This is a genomic window from Pyramidobacter sp. CG50-2, from assembly GCF_003612005.1.
Lineage (GTDB): Bacteria > Synergistota > Synergistia > Synergistales > Dethiosulfovibrionaceae > Pyramidobacter.
In genome coordinates, this window is record NZ_RAWT01000010.1 from 47,380 (window position 1) to 63,902 (window position 16,523).

The 16,523-nt window shown below is 54.5% G+C and carries 13 protein-coding genes; 6 read left to right on the top strand and 7 right to left on the bottom strand.

The window, feature by feature from the left end:
* Positions 1 to 70: 70 nt before the first annotated feature.
* Positions 71 to 3,628, bottom strand: a complete 3,558-nt coding sequence (gene nifJ, locus D7D26_RS03615; protein WP_120372061.1) for a pyruvate:ferredoxin (flavodoxin) oxidoreductase — start codon at positions 3,626 to 3,628, stop codon at positions 71 to 73.
* 427 nt (positions 3,629 to 4,055) lie between these two features.
* On the opposite strand from nifJ, the gene D7D26_RS03620 reads away from it, so the two are divergent.
* Positions 4,056 to 5,063 carry a LacI family DNA-binding transcriptional regulator gene (locus D7D26_RS03620; protein WP_120372062.1) on the top strand — a complete coding sequence of 336 codons (1,008 nt, stop codon included), beginning with the start codon at positions 4,056 to 4,058 and terminating at the stop codon, positions 5,061 to 5,063.
* A gap of 42 nt (positions 5,064 to 5,105) precedes the next feature.
* Here D7D26_RS03620 and D7D26_RS03625 read toward each other — a convergent pair whose 3' ends face one another.
* Genes D7D26_RS03625 through D7D26_RS03635 form a run of 3 tightly spaced genes read right to left on the bottom strand, consistent with a single transcriptional unit; the run spans position 5,106 to position 8,244 of the window.
* Positions 5,106 to 5,501, bottom strand: coding sequence for a carboxymuconolactone decarboxylase family protein (locus D7D26_RS03625; protein WP_120372063.1), 396 nt, complete (start codon positions 5,499 to 5,501; stop codon positions 5,106 to 5,108).
* A gap of 14 nt (positions 5,502 to 5,515) precedes the next feature.
* Positions 5,516 to 6,895, bottom strand: coding sequence for a pyruvate carboxylase subunit B (locus tag D7D26_RS03630; protein WP_120372064.1), 1,380 nt, complete (start codon positions 6,893 to 6,895; stop codon positions 5,516 to 5,518).
* A gap of 29 nt (positions 6,896 to 6,924) precedes the next feature.
* Positions 6,925 to 8,244 carry a 2-hydroxycarboxylate transporter family protein gene (locus D7D26_RS03635; RefSeq protein WP_158606255.1) on the bottom strand — a complete coding sequence of 440 codons (1,320 nt, stop codon included), beginning with the start codon at positions 8,242 to 8,244 and terminating at the stop codon, positions 6,925 to 6,927.
* A 593-nt stretch (positions 8,245 to 8,837) separates the two neighbouring features.
* On the opposite strand from D7D26_RS03635, the gene D7D26_RS03640 reads away from it, so the two are divergent.
* From D7D26_RS03640 to D7D26_RS03660, 5 genes are all read left to right on the top strand, one after another.
* A complete protein-coding gene (locus tag D7D26_RS03640; protein ID WP_120372066.1) occupies positions 8,838 to 10,034 on the top strand; it encodes a CaiB/BaiF CoA transferase family protein in 1,197 nt (398 codons plus the stop codon).
* A 53-nt stretch (positions 10,035 to 10,087) separates the two neighbouring features.
* Positions 10,088 to 11,023 carry a hydroxymethylglutaryl-CoA lyase gene (locus D7D26_RS03645; protein ID WP_120372067.1) on the top strand — a complete coding sequence of 312 codons (936 nt, stop codon included), beginning with the start codon at positions 10,088 to 10,090 and terminating at the stop codon, positions 11,021 to 11,023.
* Between the two features lie 94 nt (positions 11,024 to 11,117).
* The gene (locus tag D7D26_RS03650; protein WP_120372068.1) at positions 11,118 to 12,098 is read left to right on the top strand and encodes a TRAP transporter substrate-binding protein; all 981 of its coding nucleotides are present in this window, start codon (positions 11,118 to 11,120) and stop codon (positions 12,096 to 12,098) included.
* 90 nt (positions 12,099 to 12,188) lie between these two features.
* Entirely contained in the window at positions 12,189 to 12,698 is a 510-nt protein-coding gene (locus D7D26_RS03655; protein WP_078016755.1) for a TRAP transporter small permease subunit, read from the top strand.
* A gap of 14 nt (positions 12,699 to 12,712) precedes the next feature.
* Complete coding sequence (locus D7D26_RS03660) at positions 12,713 to 13,990, top strand: TRAP transporter large permease (RefSeq protein WP_009164339.1); 1,278 nt, start codon at positions 12,713 to 12,715, stop codon at positions 13,988 to 13,990.
* Between the two features lie 447 nt (positions 13,991 to 14,437).
* Here the strand turns inward: D7D26_RS03660 and D7D26_RS03670 are convergent, their stop codons facing one another.
* The 3 genes from D7D26_RS03670 to D7D26_RS03680 form a co-directional block, all read right to left on the bottom strand.
* On the bottom strand, positions 14,438 to 14,707 hold the full coding sequence (locus tag D7D26_RS03670; protein WP_120372070.1) for a type II toxin-antitoxin system RelE family toxin: 270 nt from the start codon (positions 14,705 to 14,707) through the stop codon (positions 14,438 to 14,440).
* Positions 14,704 to 14,925: a type II toxin-antitoxin system RelB family antitoxin gene (relB, locus tag D7D26_RS03675; RefSeq protein WP_120372071.1), complete on the bottom strand. Its 222-nt coding sequence runs from the start codon at positions 14,923 to 14,925 to the stop codon at positions 14,704 to 14,706. The genes D7D26_RS03670 and relB overlap by 4 nt, the downstream gene beginning before the upstream one ends.
* Positions 14,926 to 14,989: 64 nt before the next feature.
* Positions 14,990 to 16,225, bottom strand: a complete 1,236-nt coding sequence (locus tag D7D26_RS03680; RefSeq protein WP_120372072.1) for a tyrosine-type recombinase/integrase — start codon at positions 16,223 to 16,225, stop codon at positions 14,990 to 14,992.
* Positions 16,226 to 16,523: the final 298 nt, after the last annotated feature.

Sequence of the window (16,523 nt, forward strand, 5' to 3'; positions counted from 1 at the left end):
GGAATCCCTCGGGGGCGGAGTCATCCATTTGCCGTTTCCTGTCGGGAGTCAGTATCAAAATCTCTTGAGCTCAGGCGGTAACGGAAATCTTTCCTGACTCGGCCATCGCCGCATAACGCCGGTACTTCGCGTCCGCCTGGACTTCCGCCATTGCCAGAAGGCGAGCGGCTTCCTCGGGGAACGTTCGGCCAAGCGCCGCATAGCGAACTTCGCCCATGAGGAAATCGCGCAGCGGAATCGTGGGCTTCTTGGAATCCAAAACGAAAGGATTCTCCCCCTTCGCGGCGCGGCGCGGATCGTAACGATACAGGTGCCAATAGCCGGATTGCACGGCCAACTTGCTCTCGGGCATCGCATAACCCATTCCCTTGACGATGCCGTGGTTAATGCAGGGCGCATAGGCGATGATCAGCGACGGTCCGTCATATGACTCCGCCTCTTTCAGGACTTTGATGAAATGAGCGGGATCGGCGCCCATGGCGACTTGAGCGACGTAGACATTGCCATAACTCATAGCCATCAGCCCCAGATCCTTTTTGCCGGTCTTCTTGCCGGAGCTGGCAAACTGTGCGACAGCCGCCACCGGGGTAGCTTTTGAAGACTGGCCTCCCGTATTGGAGTAGACTTCCGTATCCACGACCAGAACGTTTACGTCAGGGCCATTCGCGAGCACATGGTCGAGGCCGCCAAAGCCGATATCATAGGCCCAGCCGTCGCCTCCATACATCCACATGGACTTTTTGACAAGATGTTCGGTGTTGTTCAGCAGGTCGCGCAGTTCCAGACTGTCCTCGCCGCGGGCGCACGCGACTTTGGCGGCCGTTTCCACCGCGTCGCTGTACGCCCTGCTGCCTTCGCCCTCATGGTAATGGTCTTTCCATTCCTGCAGCGCCCGGAGCAGTTCGGGATCGCGGGTCTTACCGCCGAGCAGCTTCTCGGCCGTCATCAGCAGGCGCTCACGCTGCTGCTGGACGGCCAGGCACATGCCAAGGCTGAATTCGGCGTTATTTTCGAACAACGAGTTGGAGAACGCCGGTCCATGGCCGCGATTGTTCTTCGTATACGGCACACAGGGACAGGCTGCGCCCCAGGCCTGAGTGCAGCCTGTGGCATTGGCGATGTACATGCGGTCGCCGAAAAGCTGCGTCATGGCTTTCATATAGGGGGTCTCGCCGCACCCCGCACACGCCCCCGAGAATTCAAGCAGCGGCTGTTCGAACTGGCTGCCTTTGACGGTGAATTTATCCATCGGATTCACTTTCGGCGAGAGGGTCAGCGCATAATCCCAGTTTTTCTGCTGAGGCAGCTGGGTCTCGAGCAGCTTCATCACGAGCGCTTTTTCCTTGGCCGGGCAGACTTCGACGCAGCTGCCGCAGCCGACGCAGTCAAGGGCGCTGAGCTGGATGCGGAACTTCAGGCCCTGAGCGTTTTTCAGACCGCGGGCATCAACCGTTTCAAAGCCGTCCGGCGCGTTCGTCGCCTCTGATTCGTTCAGCAGGAAGGGTCTGATGGCCGCATGCGGACAAACAAAAGAACACATGTTGCATTGAATGCACCTTTCCGGATTCCACTCCGGAACCATCACTGCCGTGCCGCGCTTTTCATACTTGGAGGTCCCCAGCGGCACCGTGCCGTCGGCCGCGTCAACGAAAACGCTGACGGGAATGTCGTCGCCTTTCAGGCTGTTGACGGGGATCAGCACTTTGCGAATATAGTCGGGAAGCAAAGGATCAACGCGTTCCCCCGCCGCCTTATCCTCGGCGTTGGCCCATTCAGCGGGAACTTCGATGCGGATCACGCTGGCGCCGCCGCGGTCGACAGCCTCGTAGTTCATGCGAAGGACCTTGTCGCCCTTCGCGCCGTAAGTATTCTTGATCGCTTCCTTCATGTACTTCACGGCGTCTTCGAAAGGCAGGATGCCCGACAGCTTGAAAAACGCCGACTGCAGCACGGAGTTTGTGCGGTTCCCCATGCCGATTTCCATGGCGATGCGGGTAGCGTCGATGATGTAAAAATTGATATGTTTACGAGCCAGATCCCGTTTGACGGAAGCGGGAAGATGCCGCTCCAGATCTTCCGGTTTCCAGGCGCAGTTCAGCAAGAAGGTGCCGCCGTCTTTCAGCTCGCCTGAGACGTTGTACTTGCCGATGTAGGCTTGCACGTGACAGGCAACGAAATCGGCCTGCGTGACCAGATAGGTGGAACGGATCGGCAGCCGTCCGAAGCGAAGATGCGATCTCGTCACGCTGCCGGATTTCTTCGTGTCGTATTCAAAATAAGCCTGAACGTATTGGTCGGTGTTGTCTCCAATAATCTTGATGGAGTTCTTGTTGGCTCCCACGGTACCATCGGAACCAAGTCCCCAAAACTTGCAGGCCACGGTGCCTTCGCTCTCGGTGACGATGTTGGGCCCGAGCTCCAGCGAATGATAGGTCACGTCGTCCTTGATGCCGATCGTGAAATGGTTCTTGGGCTGGATCGAATCCATATTGTCAAACGCGGCGATCATCTGCGCCGGAGTGACATCTTTGGAAGACAGGCCATAGCGCCCGGCGATGACCATCGGCGCCGTGGAAACATTGGAGAACGTCGAGCAGACGTCTTCGTACAGAGGCTCGCCCGGCGCGCCGGCCTCTTTGGTACGATCGAGCACGGTCACGCAACGCACGCTTTCCGGCAGAGCGGTAAGGAAATGTTCCGCAGAAAACGGTCGATAAAGATGGACTTGCAGAAAACCCACTTTCTGGCCACGTGAGCGCAGCTCGTCGACAACTTCCTGAAGACATCCCGACACTGAGCCCATCGCAATAACGACCCGCTCCGCGTTGGGGTCGCCATAATAGTCGAAAAGGTGGTAACTGCGGCCGGTCAGAGCGTGGATGCGGTCCATATAAGACTGCACAATGTAAGGCATGCGCAGATAGTAACGATTGCAGGCTTCCCGCGCCTGGAAAAGCACGTCGGGATTTTGCACGGTGCTGCGCTGTACCGGCCGGTCGCTGTTGAGAGATCTCTTGCGGAACGCCAGCAGCGCTTCTTTATCCAGCATTTCACCAAAATCGTCGTATGACAGCATCTCGATTTTCTGGATTTCATGAGAAGTGCGGAAGCCGTCGAAAAAATGCACGAAAGGCACGCTGCCGGCAATCGCCGCGAGATGCGGCACAGCCGCCAGGTCGGCCACTTCCTGCACGCTGCCCGAAGACAGCATGGCAAAACCTGTCTGCCGTACGGCCATGACGTCGGAATGATCGCCGAAAATCGAAAATGCGTGAGTTCCGACCGTCCTCGCGCTGACATGCAGCACGCCCGGCATCAACTGGCCGGCAATGCGGTACATTGGCGGAATCATCAGCATCAATCCCTGCGACGCCGTATAGGACGTGGCAAGCGCGCCCGACTCCAATGCTCCGTGCATGGCGGCCGCCGCGCCGAACTCGGCCTGCATCTCCATCAAATGGACACGCTGACCGAACAAGTTCTGCCGACCGCGCGCCGACCATTCGTCCACATGCTCCGCCATCGGTGAAGAAGGCGTGATCGGATAGATCGTCGCCACCTCGGTGAAGGCGTAAGACACGTGCGCTGCCGCTTCGTTGCCATCAATCGTCATGATCTGTTTTGCCATTTCAGTCTCCCCCTTTTAGGTACGGTTCCCTGATCTGCCCTTTGCCGCATCTGTTTTTGGTTTTATTTCCAAGGATCCCATACACTCAAATTATACACTTTTTTTCTGAAACCAATGCATAAAATGAAAAACTAAATATTTATAATTGATCAAAAAATATCGTTCCCCGCCAGTTCATATTTGCGACCTGACTGCCATCGCGAGGGAGTCCGGGCAAATTTCCCGACGATCATGCCGCTTGCTCAACTGGAAAGATTCCGCAGATGTCTTGATGCCAAAGTATTCACAATGCGGCGTGTTTTACTAAAAAACGAATGTTTATCGGACAGAACCCCAGAGGGATGGAACGCTCTTCTCTGATCTTGCTTGACATGTCCCCCCTTTTTGTTATGATTCGTTCAACTAAAACAAGAGGCAGGTCCAATTTATGTCAACAATCAAAGATGTAGCCCATGCGGCAGGCGTTTCGATCTCAACCGTCTCTATCGTGTTGAACGGTCTTGCCGAAGCGCGAAAAATTCCCAAAAGAACGCAGGATAAAGTGCTTGAAGCAGTCCACGCCGTCAACTATCAGCCGAATCTCTCGGCACGGCGGCTCCGTAGTTCCGAAAACCAAGAATATACGATCGCCATTTACTGGGCCAACGATACGCGAATATTCGTGCTCACGCGCATTATTCAGGCTCTTCAGGGAATGATTCTGAGAAGTTCTCCCAAGATCAACCTGGAAATTCGCCCGTTCGTTCCCGGGCATCTGGAGAACGACGTCGCGCTTCGGACGTTGTCGTCTTTCAATGGCGTGATGATCGGCACGCTGAACAAACAGGATCTTGATTATCTTGAATGTCGCCCCCCGCTCATGCCGGTAGTCCTGTACAATCGACGCTCGAAATATTTCTCCAGCGTCTCCATCGATAATTTCGCGGTTGGCAAGCTGGCAGCGGAGCAACTGCTCGACAAAGGCATCCGAGAGATCGGTGCCGTCACGCAGAGATCAAGTTTCATCGCGATGGGAATGCGGCGCAGCGGCTTTATGGAGACATGTCTTGCTCGCGGAGTCGCCGGTCTCGAAAAAAACACGATCGTCGTCGAGGACACGATTGCTGGCGGTTATGCGGCCGGCAAAGAGTTCCTTCGCCGCGGCAAAGTTCCTCGGGGGATATTTTGCGAGGACGACGCTATGGGGCTAGGGCTGCTTAACGCTCTCTGGGAAGCCGGGTATGACGTGCCGGGAGATGTGCGCGTGATCGCTACGGGCATGGGCAGTCCCGATATGAGCCGTTATAGCGTGCCGCCATTGACCGTAGTCGAACTGCCGTTGAGCGAAATGGCACGCGGCGGCGTCGAGCAGTTAGTCAAGCTGATCGAGCGAAAATGCGAGGTACCTCAGGATATCCGCTTCGAGTCGGTCCTTTATGTGCGCCGATCCTGTTGAATGAAGAGCAGCCCGTCCAAACAGCGAGCCGCTCTTTTTTCGTTAGCCCGTTATGCCTTCATCGAAATCGACTTTTTCAAAAAGCTCGGCCGCTGGGATGACCGCCGTCGCTCCGCAAAGGAAAAAGACCAAACGCATAACCTCGCCGAGCTCTTCGATCGTCGCTCCGTTCTCAAAGGCCAAACGGCCGTGAGTGTTGATCGTCGTAGGCACCCCTCGGGCGCAGCCCAGCGCGAAGATGATAAGCTCGCGATACTTGCGCGGAATAACCGTGTTCTTTTTGTTGCAGTTCAGGTATTGCTGCTGGAAAGCGTAAAGCATCGCGGGATCGTTGGCGATTTTTTTATGGAAGTCAAGCACTGAACCGCCACGGAGTTCCTTAAGCTCTGCAATTATTTTTTTCGATTTTTCCAGCTGTGCAGCATTCGTCTGTTTCATTCTCGAGCTTCCTCCTATTGAAGTCCGTATTTCCCTTTGAGAAAATCCCTGGCAACCGCAGGGAACAGGGCATAGGTCAAAACGTCCTCATCACTGCGTGCAAGGTCAGCAATCTCTTCTCTGAGTTTTTCATATTCAGGGGCGATCAGATCTGCAGGACGACAGGTAATAGGCTGTTCATTCCCGAGCACTTGCTTTACCAGATCAGGATTCACTTCGCCGGGAGCTTTGCCGTAACGGCCGCTGAGATAAAGCTTGGTCTCTTTAGGCAGCATTTTGTAACGTTGTCCGGCAAGCACATTGATTGTCGCCTGAGCGCCGACAATCTGCGAAAACGGCGTGCCGAGTGGTGGATAGCCGAGATCCCTGCGTACCACCGCAACTTCGGCAAGCACTTCGTCAATGCGGTTCAGGACGTCCATCTGCTTGAGCTGACTCTCGAGGTTGGAGAGCATGCCACCGGGAATCTGGTGACGCAGTACGCTGATATCGACGCCAGTGAACGTGCTCTCGAACTCTTTATATTTGACGCGCATCTGTTTGAAATAATCGTTAATCTCGGAAATCAGTCCCAGGTCAAGTCCCGTGTCGCGAGGTGTGCCGCGCAGCTCCACCACGAGAGGTTCAATCGCCGGATGGCTGGTACCGAGCGCCAACGCCGACACATCGACGTCAAGGACGTCGACGCCGGCGCGTGCGGCCTCCCAGTAAGCGACCGGAGCCATCCCGCCGGTGCTGTGAGCCTGAAAATGCACAGGAACGTCGACATTTTCCTTAAGCGCACGAATGCATCTATAAACTGAAATCGGGTCAACCATGCCGGCCATATCCTCAAGGTGGATGGCCTGCATTCCCATGGCTTCGTATTCTTTGGCGATTTGCACATACTTTTCAATGCTGTGAACGGGACTGAGCGTATAAAGGATGTTCGCCTCGGCCCGTCTGCCGGTTTTCCTTACAGCCTTCAGCGCCGCTTGTGTGTTGCGAGTGTCGTTCAACCCATCGAAAATCAGAAAAATATCGATTCCGGCGTTCGCCGAAGCAAAAACAAACTTCTCCACGACATCGTCGGCATATTGACGGTACCCCAGAAGATTTTGACCGCGAAGCAACATACGAAGAGGCGTACGGGGGGCCGCTCTTTTGAAGAGACGCACTCGCTCCCAAGGGTCTTCATGCAGAAAACGAATGCAGGAATCAAACGTCGCCCCTCCCCACACTTCCATGCAGTCGTATCCCACTTGATCCATCTTGCCAATGATAGGCAGCATATCCTCCGTTTTCATGCGCGTGGCGATCAGGGACTGCTGCCCGTCGCGGAGTTCCACGCTCGCAAGCTTCATGGGGCCGCCCGGCCATTCCGCTCCAGAAGACTTGCGTTTAAAAAAGCTCATGTTATCCCTTCTTTCAAACAGAATGTCGATTATTTGCCCAGGACTTCAGTGACAGAGCCGAGCAAGGGCAGCAAAAAGCTCCCAAGGATCAAGATCAGGGCGCCGCCGAGCCTCGAAGATACCGCCGCAAAGGGCATCAGAATCATTCGCTTACAGGCCATCAGTGTGGCAATATCGCCGGAACCGCCCATGTTAGCCATGCAAAGCCCTCCGGTAATGGCCGCTTCGATCGGATAAAAGCCGACCAGCCAGCCGATAACCGCCGAGCCAATGATCGCGCCGACGACCACCAAGAGACAAATGAACAGATACGTCGGAGTAAGAGCGGCAATAACTGGCTTCAAACTGATCAGGCCAACGCCAAGCCCCGCCAGCAAGACATTGGCAAAATTTTTCATGAAGAACTGGTACCATAAGGCGCAGCTTTTTTCCACTTCCGCAGGCAGAATGCCGATAATCTTTGAAAGCACCATCAGGAGAATCATCCAGGCGTAAGCGTGGATACTGGGGATAAAACGTTGGATCAGCTGCCCAAGACCAAGGTAAATTCCGGAAACGGCGATTCCTGCCGCAAATACACTCAGATCTCTGACAGGCTCATGAACCGTTTTTTCCTCCGATAAAAGGGAAACATCAGCATCCTTACCGCGGAGGATATTACCGTTGCCCGTCAGACTGGGGATCCCTTTGCCAAGCCGGTCGAGCAGCCCGGCAAATACGATCGCCAACGCGTTGCCCAAAGCAACGGCCGGCGTCATTACGCCAAGCATCTCACCTTGATCAACCTTCAGTACTTCGGCAAACATTTTCGACATAGGAACGGCTCCGGCCGACGTCCCGCCACCCATAATCGGCAGGCCGATATACATGATCGCTTTTGTAAAACCGAATCCCATCAGCTCGCCGGCAAAGCCGGCACCCAACAAAGCGACCGCGGCTCCGCCCAAAATGCAGGGGATGTAACGCAGCGACGACTTGATCAGCAAGTTGCGGTCCATACCGAAAATACTTCCGCAGCACAGTGCCGCGAGGGCAAAATTTATGAAATGCCCATTCATGAATTCTTTGGAAGCTTGGGCAGTATCAGCAGGGATAATCCCGTACATCACCAAAGCGGAACATCCCAGCAACACAACAACGGAGCCCCCGCCAAGATAATCTTTGACGATAGGGATGCGGTTGCCGACAAAGCGAAGCAGTTCGCCGAGAACCAATAAAAATGGAAGCTGGCCGGCAAGACTTTTGGGCAAGAAATTGAATTTGACTGCAGAAACAATCACGAGGCATAACGCAAGAAAATACGGCCATTCCATACCCAACAGTTTAATCTTTTTCTTCTCTTCCAACATATTACAACACATCCCCTCAACTCCAGATTTTTAAATAAAACGTTATACTTAAACGTTTAACTGAACGATACACCCATATAATTAAATTGTCAAGCCGCTATGCCTGAGCCTGCTTCGAAAACTGTACGGAACCGCATGATGCATGGTTTTATGCGGTACAGCCGCGCCAGCGCGCCGCCTCTTCAACGAGGTTTTTCAATCGAAGAGCCGTCCGGTCGAGAAGTCGCGTGACGACGCGCCTCAATATCGGCAAAAGTGAATTATTCATCTGACGTCCTCGCGTTCGTCGTGTCAAAAGGCAACTGTTTCCGTTGAAATAAACTCGAATCCATTTCGACCATAACTATGATTTTATAAAATTTACCTCTCTCCAGTTCGCCAATGGCACGTTTTCCAGGGTCACTGAAGTATTTTGTATAATGTAGGTACACGCAATGACACTTGATTATTTATCTTGAATGTACTAAACTTCACATCGCACAAGAAAATTTTTTGAGGGATTTCTCATAAAATTATTCAAACGAAAAGCAATAAAATGGAGCAATTACACTAAAGTCCGGCGTTTCCGACTCATTCGAAAGGGGCATATTCACATGGGAGCTCTAAGCAACATTCGCGTTCTCGATCTCACTCGGGTTTTGGCGGGGCCATATTGCACGATGATGCTCGCGGACATGGGGGCCGAAGTCATCAAGATCGAGATCCCCGGCAAAGGCGACGACACCCGCAATTTCGGTCCTTACAAGAATAAAAGCAGCATGTACTACGCCAACGTGAACCGCAACAAAAAGGGCGTTTCTCTTAACATGAAGGCTCCAGAGGGGAAACAGCTTTTTCTTGAAATGGTCAAGACGGCTGACATGGTTGTCGAGAATTACCGTCCCGGCGTCATGGATAAGCTCGGCCTCGGTTACGACGTCTTGAAAGAAGTGAACCCCAGAATCATTTACGGCGCCGTTTCCGGTTTCGGCTGCTACGGTCCTTACAGCGAACGCCCAGGGTACGACATCATTGCCCAAGCGATGGGCGGTCTGATGAGCATCACCGGTCCACGCGGCGGCAAACCCTGCCGCTCCGGCAGCGCGATGGGAGACGTGTTGGGCGGCATGAACCTTACCATCGGCCTTCTGGCCGCTCTGAATGCCCGCAGTATCACCGGCAAGGGACAGCGAGTCGACGTGGCGCTCGTCGACTCGGTCGTCTCCAGCCTGGAGACGGGGATCCAAAGATATCTCGTCAACCGCGAGATCCCCGAGAGAATGGGCAATGAATATGCGGCGACTTATCCTTACGACTCCTTCAAAGCCAAGGACAAGGAATTCATTATCGGCTGCGGCAACCAGGGGCTGTTCGAGAAACTGCTCGATCTGATGGGCAGAAAGGATCTTCTCGAGGACAGCCGCTTCGCCACCCTGCTTGAGCGCAATAAGCCCGAAAACCGGATCGCGCTCGGCGAGATCATCAATGACTGGACCAAGAATTACAACGCTGACGAACTTGTCGACAAGATCCTGGGGGTCGGCGTTCCGGCTGCTCCGATCTTCGACCTTCACGACGTCACGACCGACGAACATCTGGTCAAAGCCCGCGAGATGCTTGTGGATCTGCCCCACCCCGTCATCGGTCCCATGCAGGTCAACGGCAACCCTGTCAAACTTATGGGGACGCCGGTGGAGATCACGCGTCATGCGCCGGTTATTCCCGGCGCCGACAACGCAGAAGTTTACGGGGGCATTTTCGGCCTGTCCGGCGAGCGGCTTCGGGAGCTTTCCGAAAAAGGCGTCATTTAAAACGTCCGATCAGCTCTTTCGATCCGTATTGACTTTTAGGAGGAGGTTAACGAATGCATTTTGACGGTCTGCCCAAGAACGCTGTTATTCGCGAGGTCTGCCCACGTGACGGATTTCAGGGGATCTGCGATTTCATTCCCACGGAAAAGAAGGTCGAGTTCATCGGCCAAATGCTTTCGACTGGCATCAAGGAGATGGAAATCACGTCTTTCGTCAGCCCGAAAGCGATTCCTCAACTGTCTGACGCCGCCCAGGTGCTGCCGGCCGTCAAGAAAGAGTACCCCGACGTCGAGTTCACCGCCTTGGTCCCCAACGTCAAGGGAGCGGAGAACGCGTTAGCCGCCGGGGCTGACGTCGTCAACGTGGTGTTTTCCGTCAGCGAAAGCCATAATATGGCCAACATCCGCCGCACCGTAGAGCAGTCGCTCTCCGGCATGGACGACATTATCGCGCTTGTCAGGGGCAAAGCGAAGATCTGCGTTTCCATGGCCACGTCCTTCATGTGTCCCTTCGAGGGACGCATCGATCCCCGCCGGGTGGCCGAGTTGATCGGCAAAGTGCGCGCCAAGGGAGTCGACTGCATCACCCTTGCCGAAACGATCGGCACCTGTACGCCCAAAGACTTCACCGAAACGCTTCAGGTCGTCAAACCGGCGCTCGAGGGGATCCCCACCTATCTGCACATCCACAACACGTACGGTTTTGCCGACATGAACGTGAAATGCGCCCTTGACGAGGGATTCAACAGGTTCGATTCGGCCGTCGGCGGCCTCGGTGGCTGTCCTTTTGCCCCCGGCGCGGCCGGCAACGCGGCAACGGAAGATTTGGTCTACCTGATGCAAAGCATGGGCGTCGACACCGGGCTTGACCCTCTCAGGGTTGTGACGGTTGCCCGCGCTCTGAAAGCGTACGGTTTGAGGACGATGGGAAGTCTGTGCGCGAGCTCCTTTGGCAAGCCAAAACCGGAGATGCCCATGCAGAAGCAGTGACTTTTTCACGGTTTCAGGCGGAATCCTATTTCCGCATTTCTCCTGAAATTCTTAGGGAACAGTTCCAAAAAATTTCTCCAGAGGGGTGTCGTAGATGTTCAAGAAAGTAATGGCTTTTGCTGCGGTTGCGGTTCTGTCCTGCTCCGTCGCTTTTGGCGCGGAGTTCACTGTTTCCAATCAATTTCCTCCTTCTCACCATATTTCCAAGGCCATTCATGTTTTCGCCGACAAAGTCGTCGAGCTGAGCGGCGGCCAACTGAAGGTCAATGTCGCGGACTCCGGTTCCCTGTACAATGACAGCCAGATTCTCGAAGCGGTCCAGGACGGCCTTGTCGAAGTCGGCCTCGTCGGTACCTACAAATGGGGCGGCATGGTGCCCGCTGCCGACGTGTTCGACCTGCCTTTCCTGTTCGTCGACTTGTCCTCGCCGGAAAAGTTTTTGAATGCCGGCGCGGCGGATATTCTTGACGCCGAGTTCAACAAGAAGGGCGTGAAAAACCTTTTCTGGGTCGACTACGGCTTCATTCAGATGTGGAACAACGAGCATCCTCTGCACAGCCCCAAGGACTTTGAAGGGTTGACGATGCGCTCCTACAGCGCCGGCGACTCCATCACCTTGAAGGCTCTCGGCGCGGCCCCCACTCTGATCAGCTCGGCGGAAATGTATATGGCCATTCAGAACGGCACCGTGAAAGGCGCGACCACCGGCATGCCTGCCGCGGTGTCCCGCAAGATTTACGAGGTCTGCAAATATCTGACCATCGCCAATTACAGCACGGCCCAGTTCTCCGTTCAGGCTAACCTCGACTGGTGGAACGGCCTTGACGCCGACAGCCAGAAAGCTATCCTCGAAGCCGGCAAAGTCGCCGAGAAATGGCTCCGCGGCGCGGTGGCGGAATCCGAAGGCGCCGCCGAAAAAACCGTCCGCGATGCGGGACTTGAAGTTAACGCGCTGACCGCCGAAGAACGCGCCCAAATGGTTGCGGCCACCAAGAGCGTTTGGGACGCTTACGTTGCGCGCGCCGGAGAGACGGGACAAAAACTCGTTGATCTGGCTCACAAAGTCTTCGACTAAAAGAAGCTTTCCGATAACAGACCATGCGATACGGAGCCCCGACGGCGTCGCCGGGGCTCCGTTCAGCTCACAAGAGGAGGTCTCTCCCATATGCTCAACAAACTTCGCGCTCTTGTCAAGGCCGGCAACACCTTCTGCGGCTATCTCAGCGGGCTCGGGATTCTCGCGATGAGCCTGATCCTCGCGTACGAAGTCGTGATGCGCGGCATCTTCAAGGCTCCGACGATCTGGGTCATGAACACCGCCATTTACCTGTTCATGTGGACCATGCTGGTTGGCGCGGCTTATACGCTGATGCTGGGAAAACATGTCCGCATCGATTTGATCTTCGATAAGTTCCCGAAAAGAATCCAGCTTTATCTTGATGTCGTCACCAGCATTATGGGCATCGTCTTTTGCGTCGTTGTCTCCTGGCAAGCCTGGCTCATGATTGCTTCCAGCATCAGGCTGAACAAACTGACCGACAATCTCCTGCACATTCCGGTGTGGTGGATCCAGCTTCCCCTGCTGCTGGGTTTTGGACTTCTTGCTCTGCAGTTCTTCATCAACCTGCTTGACCGTATCGCGGCTCTTCGCGCGGGCGAAGGCCTTAGCGAGTAAGGGAGGATGCTCATATGACCAACTTTCTTCTCGTCGTCGCCATCCTGCTTTTTATCCTCGCGTTGGGGCTGCCGGTAGCCTTCTCCCTGGGCATGACGTCGCTGATCCTGATCCAGGTTTTCCATTTGCCCATCAAGATCATCGGCACCACCATGTGGTCGTCGCTGGAAAGTTTCAACACGCTGTCTATCCCGATCTTCATCCTGATGAGTCAGATACTGTTAGACGGCAAGGTAGGAGACGACCTGTTCGAAGTCATGAACACCTGGGTCCGCCATCTGCCGGGAGGCCTGGGCATCGGCACGATCCTCGCCTGCGCCTTTTTCGCCGCCATCACCGGTTCCGGAGCGGCGACGGCCGCCACGATCGGCATGGTCGCCTATCCTGCCCTGATCAAGCACGGCTATGACAAAACGCTTACGCTGGGGCTGCTGGCCGCCGGCGGGACGTTAGGCATCCTGATCCCCCCGAGCATCCCCATGATCATTTACGCTACCGTCACCGAGGATTCCACGGGCAAACTGTTCATGGCGGGAGTCGTTCCCGGGCTGCTTCTCGCTACGCTGTTCATCGTTTATGTCGTGTATAAAAGCAAGCATGGCGGCTACACCTCGGAACCCAAAGCGCCCTGGAAAGAACGCATGTCCATCACCATCAAGAACCTGCCCGGCATTTTTCTGCCCCTGCTGATCATCGGCGGCATTTATACCGGCATCTTCACGCCCACGGAAGCTGCCGCCGTCGGTCTGGTATACAGCCTTTTCATCACGCTGTTCGTCTATCGCACCGTTAAATTCGCCGACATCCCCAAGATCTGTATGAAGGCGGTTCCTTCAAGCTGCATGATCGCCATCATCATCTGCGGCGCCCTTCTGTTCGGGCGCGTTATGACCTATTTGAGGATTCCTCAGGCTCTTACCGCTTTCGTGGTCGACAACAAGCTCTCCGCCGCAACGTTCATCATCATCATGAACCTGCTGATGTTCGTCCTCGGCGCGCTGCTTGAAACGGTTTCCGTCGTGCTGCTGACCATGCCGCTGGTAACGCCGATTCTCCACGCGCTCGGCGTCAACACCATCTGGTACGGCGTGCTGGTCACCATCAACATGACCATGGCGCTGATCTCGCCTCCGGTCGGCATGAACCTGTACGTTATCAACGGATTATTCCCCAACGTAAAAATGCAGGAGGTCATCAAAGGAGTCATTCCGTTTGCCGCGATTATCATCGTCCTTCTGATCATTGCCGGCATGGTTCCTCAGCTGAGCCTCTGGTTGCCTTCCCTGATGTGATGGGATCAGAGAGGCCGCCCCGGTCGACTTTTGAGGCGGCCTCTCTTTTCCTTCTGCGCACTTCCAGCCGCATGACGGCTCGATGAATTTGAGGAGTGAACTTCATGGAGAGATATTTGCCCGTTTTCTGCTTTTGCTTGGGTACGGCCAATATCGTTTTTGCCCTTGGCGCGCTCGTGTTCCGTCATTTCCGGAGCGGAGGCCTTAGAACCGGAAGAGCGTTGATGTTCCTGATTTCAGGGATCTTATTTATCGTGTGCGGCGCCAGACTGCAGGATGAAACGATACCTGTCCCCCGATCGGAATCAGCCGCCGAGCAGCAGCCGCTTCCCGCCTCCCGGCGCTAGATTGTTCGTGCAGCGCATCGTGCTTGTTCCATCAATTTTCATGAAAACAGCCCCGGCAGCGGATGATCGATCCGCAGCAGCCGGGGCTGTTTTGTCGTATCTAATTCCTGTACGCTTCCCGCCGATGTCCAACGCTCAAGGCCAAAATGATCAACTCTTGGTCGTCGATGAGGCAAATCAGGCGGTAATCTCCGATTCGGTAACGCCACTGCCCCTTGCGGTTGGCAACAAGCGGCTTTCCATGGATTCGCGGGTCTGCGCACTCAACAAGATTTTTGTTGATCCACGATCTGATCATCAGCTGCGTGTATCTGTCGAGCTTTTTAAATTCCCGGTCGAATCGCTGGGTCGTCTGGACGTCGTAACTCATAGATCGATGTCTTTCCAGAGTTCGCCGATCGGGCGGCTCTTTTTGCCGCTTTTGAGGTATTCATCGTAAGCTTCGTTGGCGATGGCGATGTCGTATTCGTCCTCGATGCGCTCGAACAAAGCCCGTTTAAAAGCCTCGCCCATGGACATAGAATGCAATTTTGCGTAGCTGTCGGCAAGGTTCCGCTCTTCTTCGGTCAGTCTGATGGAAAATGCCATGTCCTCACCTCTCCTTTCTGTAGTTCATTGTACTATAAAAGAGTACAGGTGTAAAGACCTGGATTTATCGGTGCATATTCTTGATGTTTTCAGGAACGGGCGTTATGTCCCGCCCCGCTTTCACGGCGTCCAGGGCGTCCGCATACCATTGCATCATGAGTCGCCGTTCCGGAGCGTACATCGCGCGATTGTACGCCTCGCGCGATTCGTTTTCCTCCAAATGAGCAAGCTCACATTCGATGACGTCCTTCGCCCACCCGGATTCATTCAGAAACGTCGATGCCATCGTCCGGAATCCGTGAAGCGTCATAGGCTCTGACGGTAGATCGTCTGGATCGAGTTTTTTGTACAAGCTCTTAAGCTCTTTGAGTAACGTGGAGTTGCTCACGCGACTGCCAGTATTCGCGCCTCGCGACGCAGGCAAGATGAGGTTGGCGCTCCCCGTAATTTCCTCCACTTTGGGCGAAATCTTTTTCAATCGCCGGAAAATCTCAAGCGCCTGCTTCGAAAGCGGCACAAGGTGATCGCGACGGCCTTTGATATGTGCCGCGGGGATAATCCATTCCGCTCTGTCAAAATCGATCTCCGACCATTCGGCCCGCAACAACTCACTGCGGCGGACAAAACAATAAGCAAGAATCTGCAAGCCGGAACGGAAGATGAAGTCGTCAACGTAGTCCAGCGCATTAAGCAATTTACGCATGTCGGCGATTTTCGTCACGGCGTCAAAATGCCTGACCTTTTCCGACGGGAGCGAACGGTTGAGGCCGGCGGCAACGTTAATCGTCGCTTCGCCTGCCGCCGTAGCATAATCGAAGATTTGTCCGACGATCTGCCCCGTGCGTTTGGCGGTTGATTTGCGCCCGCTCGCGGAGATCAACGACAACACGTCAAAGCATTCTTTGCGCGAAATTTCATCTATGGGTCTTGTCCACAACGCCGCAAGATATTTCATTCGCAGCCGGATCGTGTACAGGTAAGATTCAGCCTTTTTAGGTTCCATCATCGTCTTGTACCAGCGCTCGGCAATCTCGCCGAACGTCGTGGATTTAGGCTCTTCCAGCGGCACGCCCGCTTTGATCTTCGTCTTGATCTCGTCGCGAGTTCTCCGGGCGTTCGCAGCCGTCATGATCGGGTAGACGCCTAGAGTTTTTTTCATCTCCTGACCGTTGATCCAGTACCGCAGCACCCATGTTTTTCTTCCCGTCGGCAAGATTTTGAGGTAAAGCCCGTCGCCGTCAAGAATCATGTAAGCCCTGTCTTTTTTCTTTGCGCCCTCGATTGCAGTGTTCGTCAGCATTTTTCAGCCCGCTCCCCTTCTCGAGCGTACTCGTAAAAATGCGTGGGTACGGTCAAAAAACCGCGCTCAGGGCAATCTTCATTTTCGGGTACGGTCATACGTCCGGTTTCTCATCAATCTGTATTGGACATTATATCATACTACTTCTTTATAGTATAGCCAAACTTCCCGTACCTCAGTTATAATGCACCCGAGGTGATGGAGAATGCCCGTAAAATACGAGATCACATCGGAACAGCAGGCGGAAATCGAAGCAGCGCGGAAAAAGAATCGCAACAAGAAGATCGAAGCCAAACTG

Excerpts from the sequence above, each read along its gene's own strand:
- D7D26_RS03625 (WP_120372063.1), bottom strand. The coding sequence starts at position 5,501 with ATGAAACAGACGAATGCTGCACAGCTGGAAAAATCGAAAAAAATAATT.
- relB (WP_120372071.1), bottom strand. The coding sequence starts at position 14,925 with ATGGCATTTTCCATCAGACTGACCGAAGAAGAGCGGAACCTTGCCGAC.
- D7D26_RS03640 (WP_120372066.1), top strand. The coding sequence starts at position 8,838 with ATGGGAGCTCTAAGCAACATTCGCGTTCTCGATCTCACTCGGGTTTTG.
- D7D26_RS03680 (WP_120372072.1), bottom strand. The coding sequence starts at position 16,225 with ATGCTGACGAACACTGCAATCGAGGGCGCAAAGAAAAAAGACAGGGCT.
- D7D26_RS03650 (WP_120372068.1), top strand. The coding sequence starts at position 11,118 with ATGTTCAAGAAAGTAATGGCTTTTGCTGCGGTTGCGGTTCTGTCCTGC.
- nifJ (WP_120372061.1), bottom strand. The coding sequence starts at position 3,628 with ATGGCAAAACAGATCATGACGATTGATGGCAACGAAGCGGCAGCGCAC.
- D7D26_RS03635 (WP_158606255.1), bottom strand. The coding sequence starts at position 8,244 with ATGTTGGAAGAGAAGAAAAAGATTAAACTGTTGGGTATGGAATGGCCG.
- D7D26_RS03660 (WP_009164339.1), top strand. The coding sequence starts at position 12,713 with ATGACCAACTTTCTTCTCGTCGTCGCCATCCTGCTTTTTATCCTCGCG.
- D7D26_RS03645 (WP_120372067.1), top strand. The coding sequence starts at position 10,088 with ATGCATTTTGACGGTCTGCCCAAGAACGCTGTTATTCGCGAGGTCTGC.
- D7D26_RS03655 (WP_078016755.1), top strand. The coding sequence starts at position 12,189 with ATGCTCAACAAACTTCGCGCTCTTGTCAAGGCCGGCAACACCTTCTGC.
- D7D26_RS03670 (WP_120372070.1), bottom strand. The coding sequence starts at position 14,707 with ATGAGTTACGACGTCCAGACGACCCAGCGATTCGACCGGGAATTTAAA.
- D7D26_RS03620 (WP_120372062.1), top strand. The coding sequence starts at position 4,056 with ATGTCAACAATCAAAGATGTAGCCCATGCGGCAGGCGTTTCGATCTCA.
- D7D26_RS03630 (WP_120372064.1), bottom strand. The coding sequence starts at position 6,895 with ATGAGCTTTTTTAAACGCAAGTCTTCTGGAGCGGAATGGCCGGGCGGC.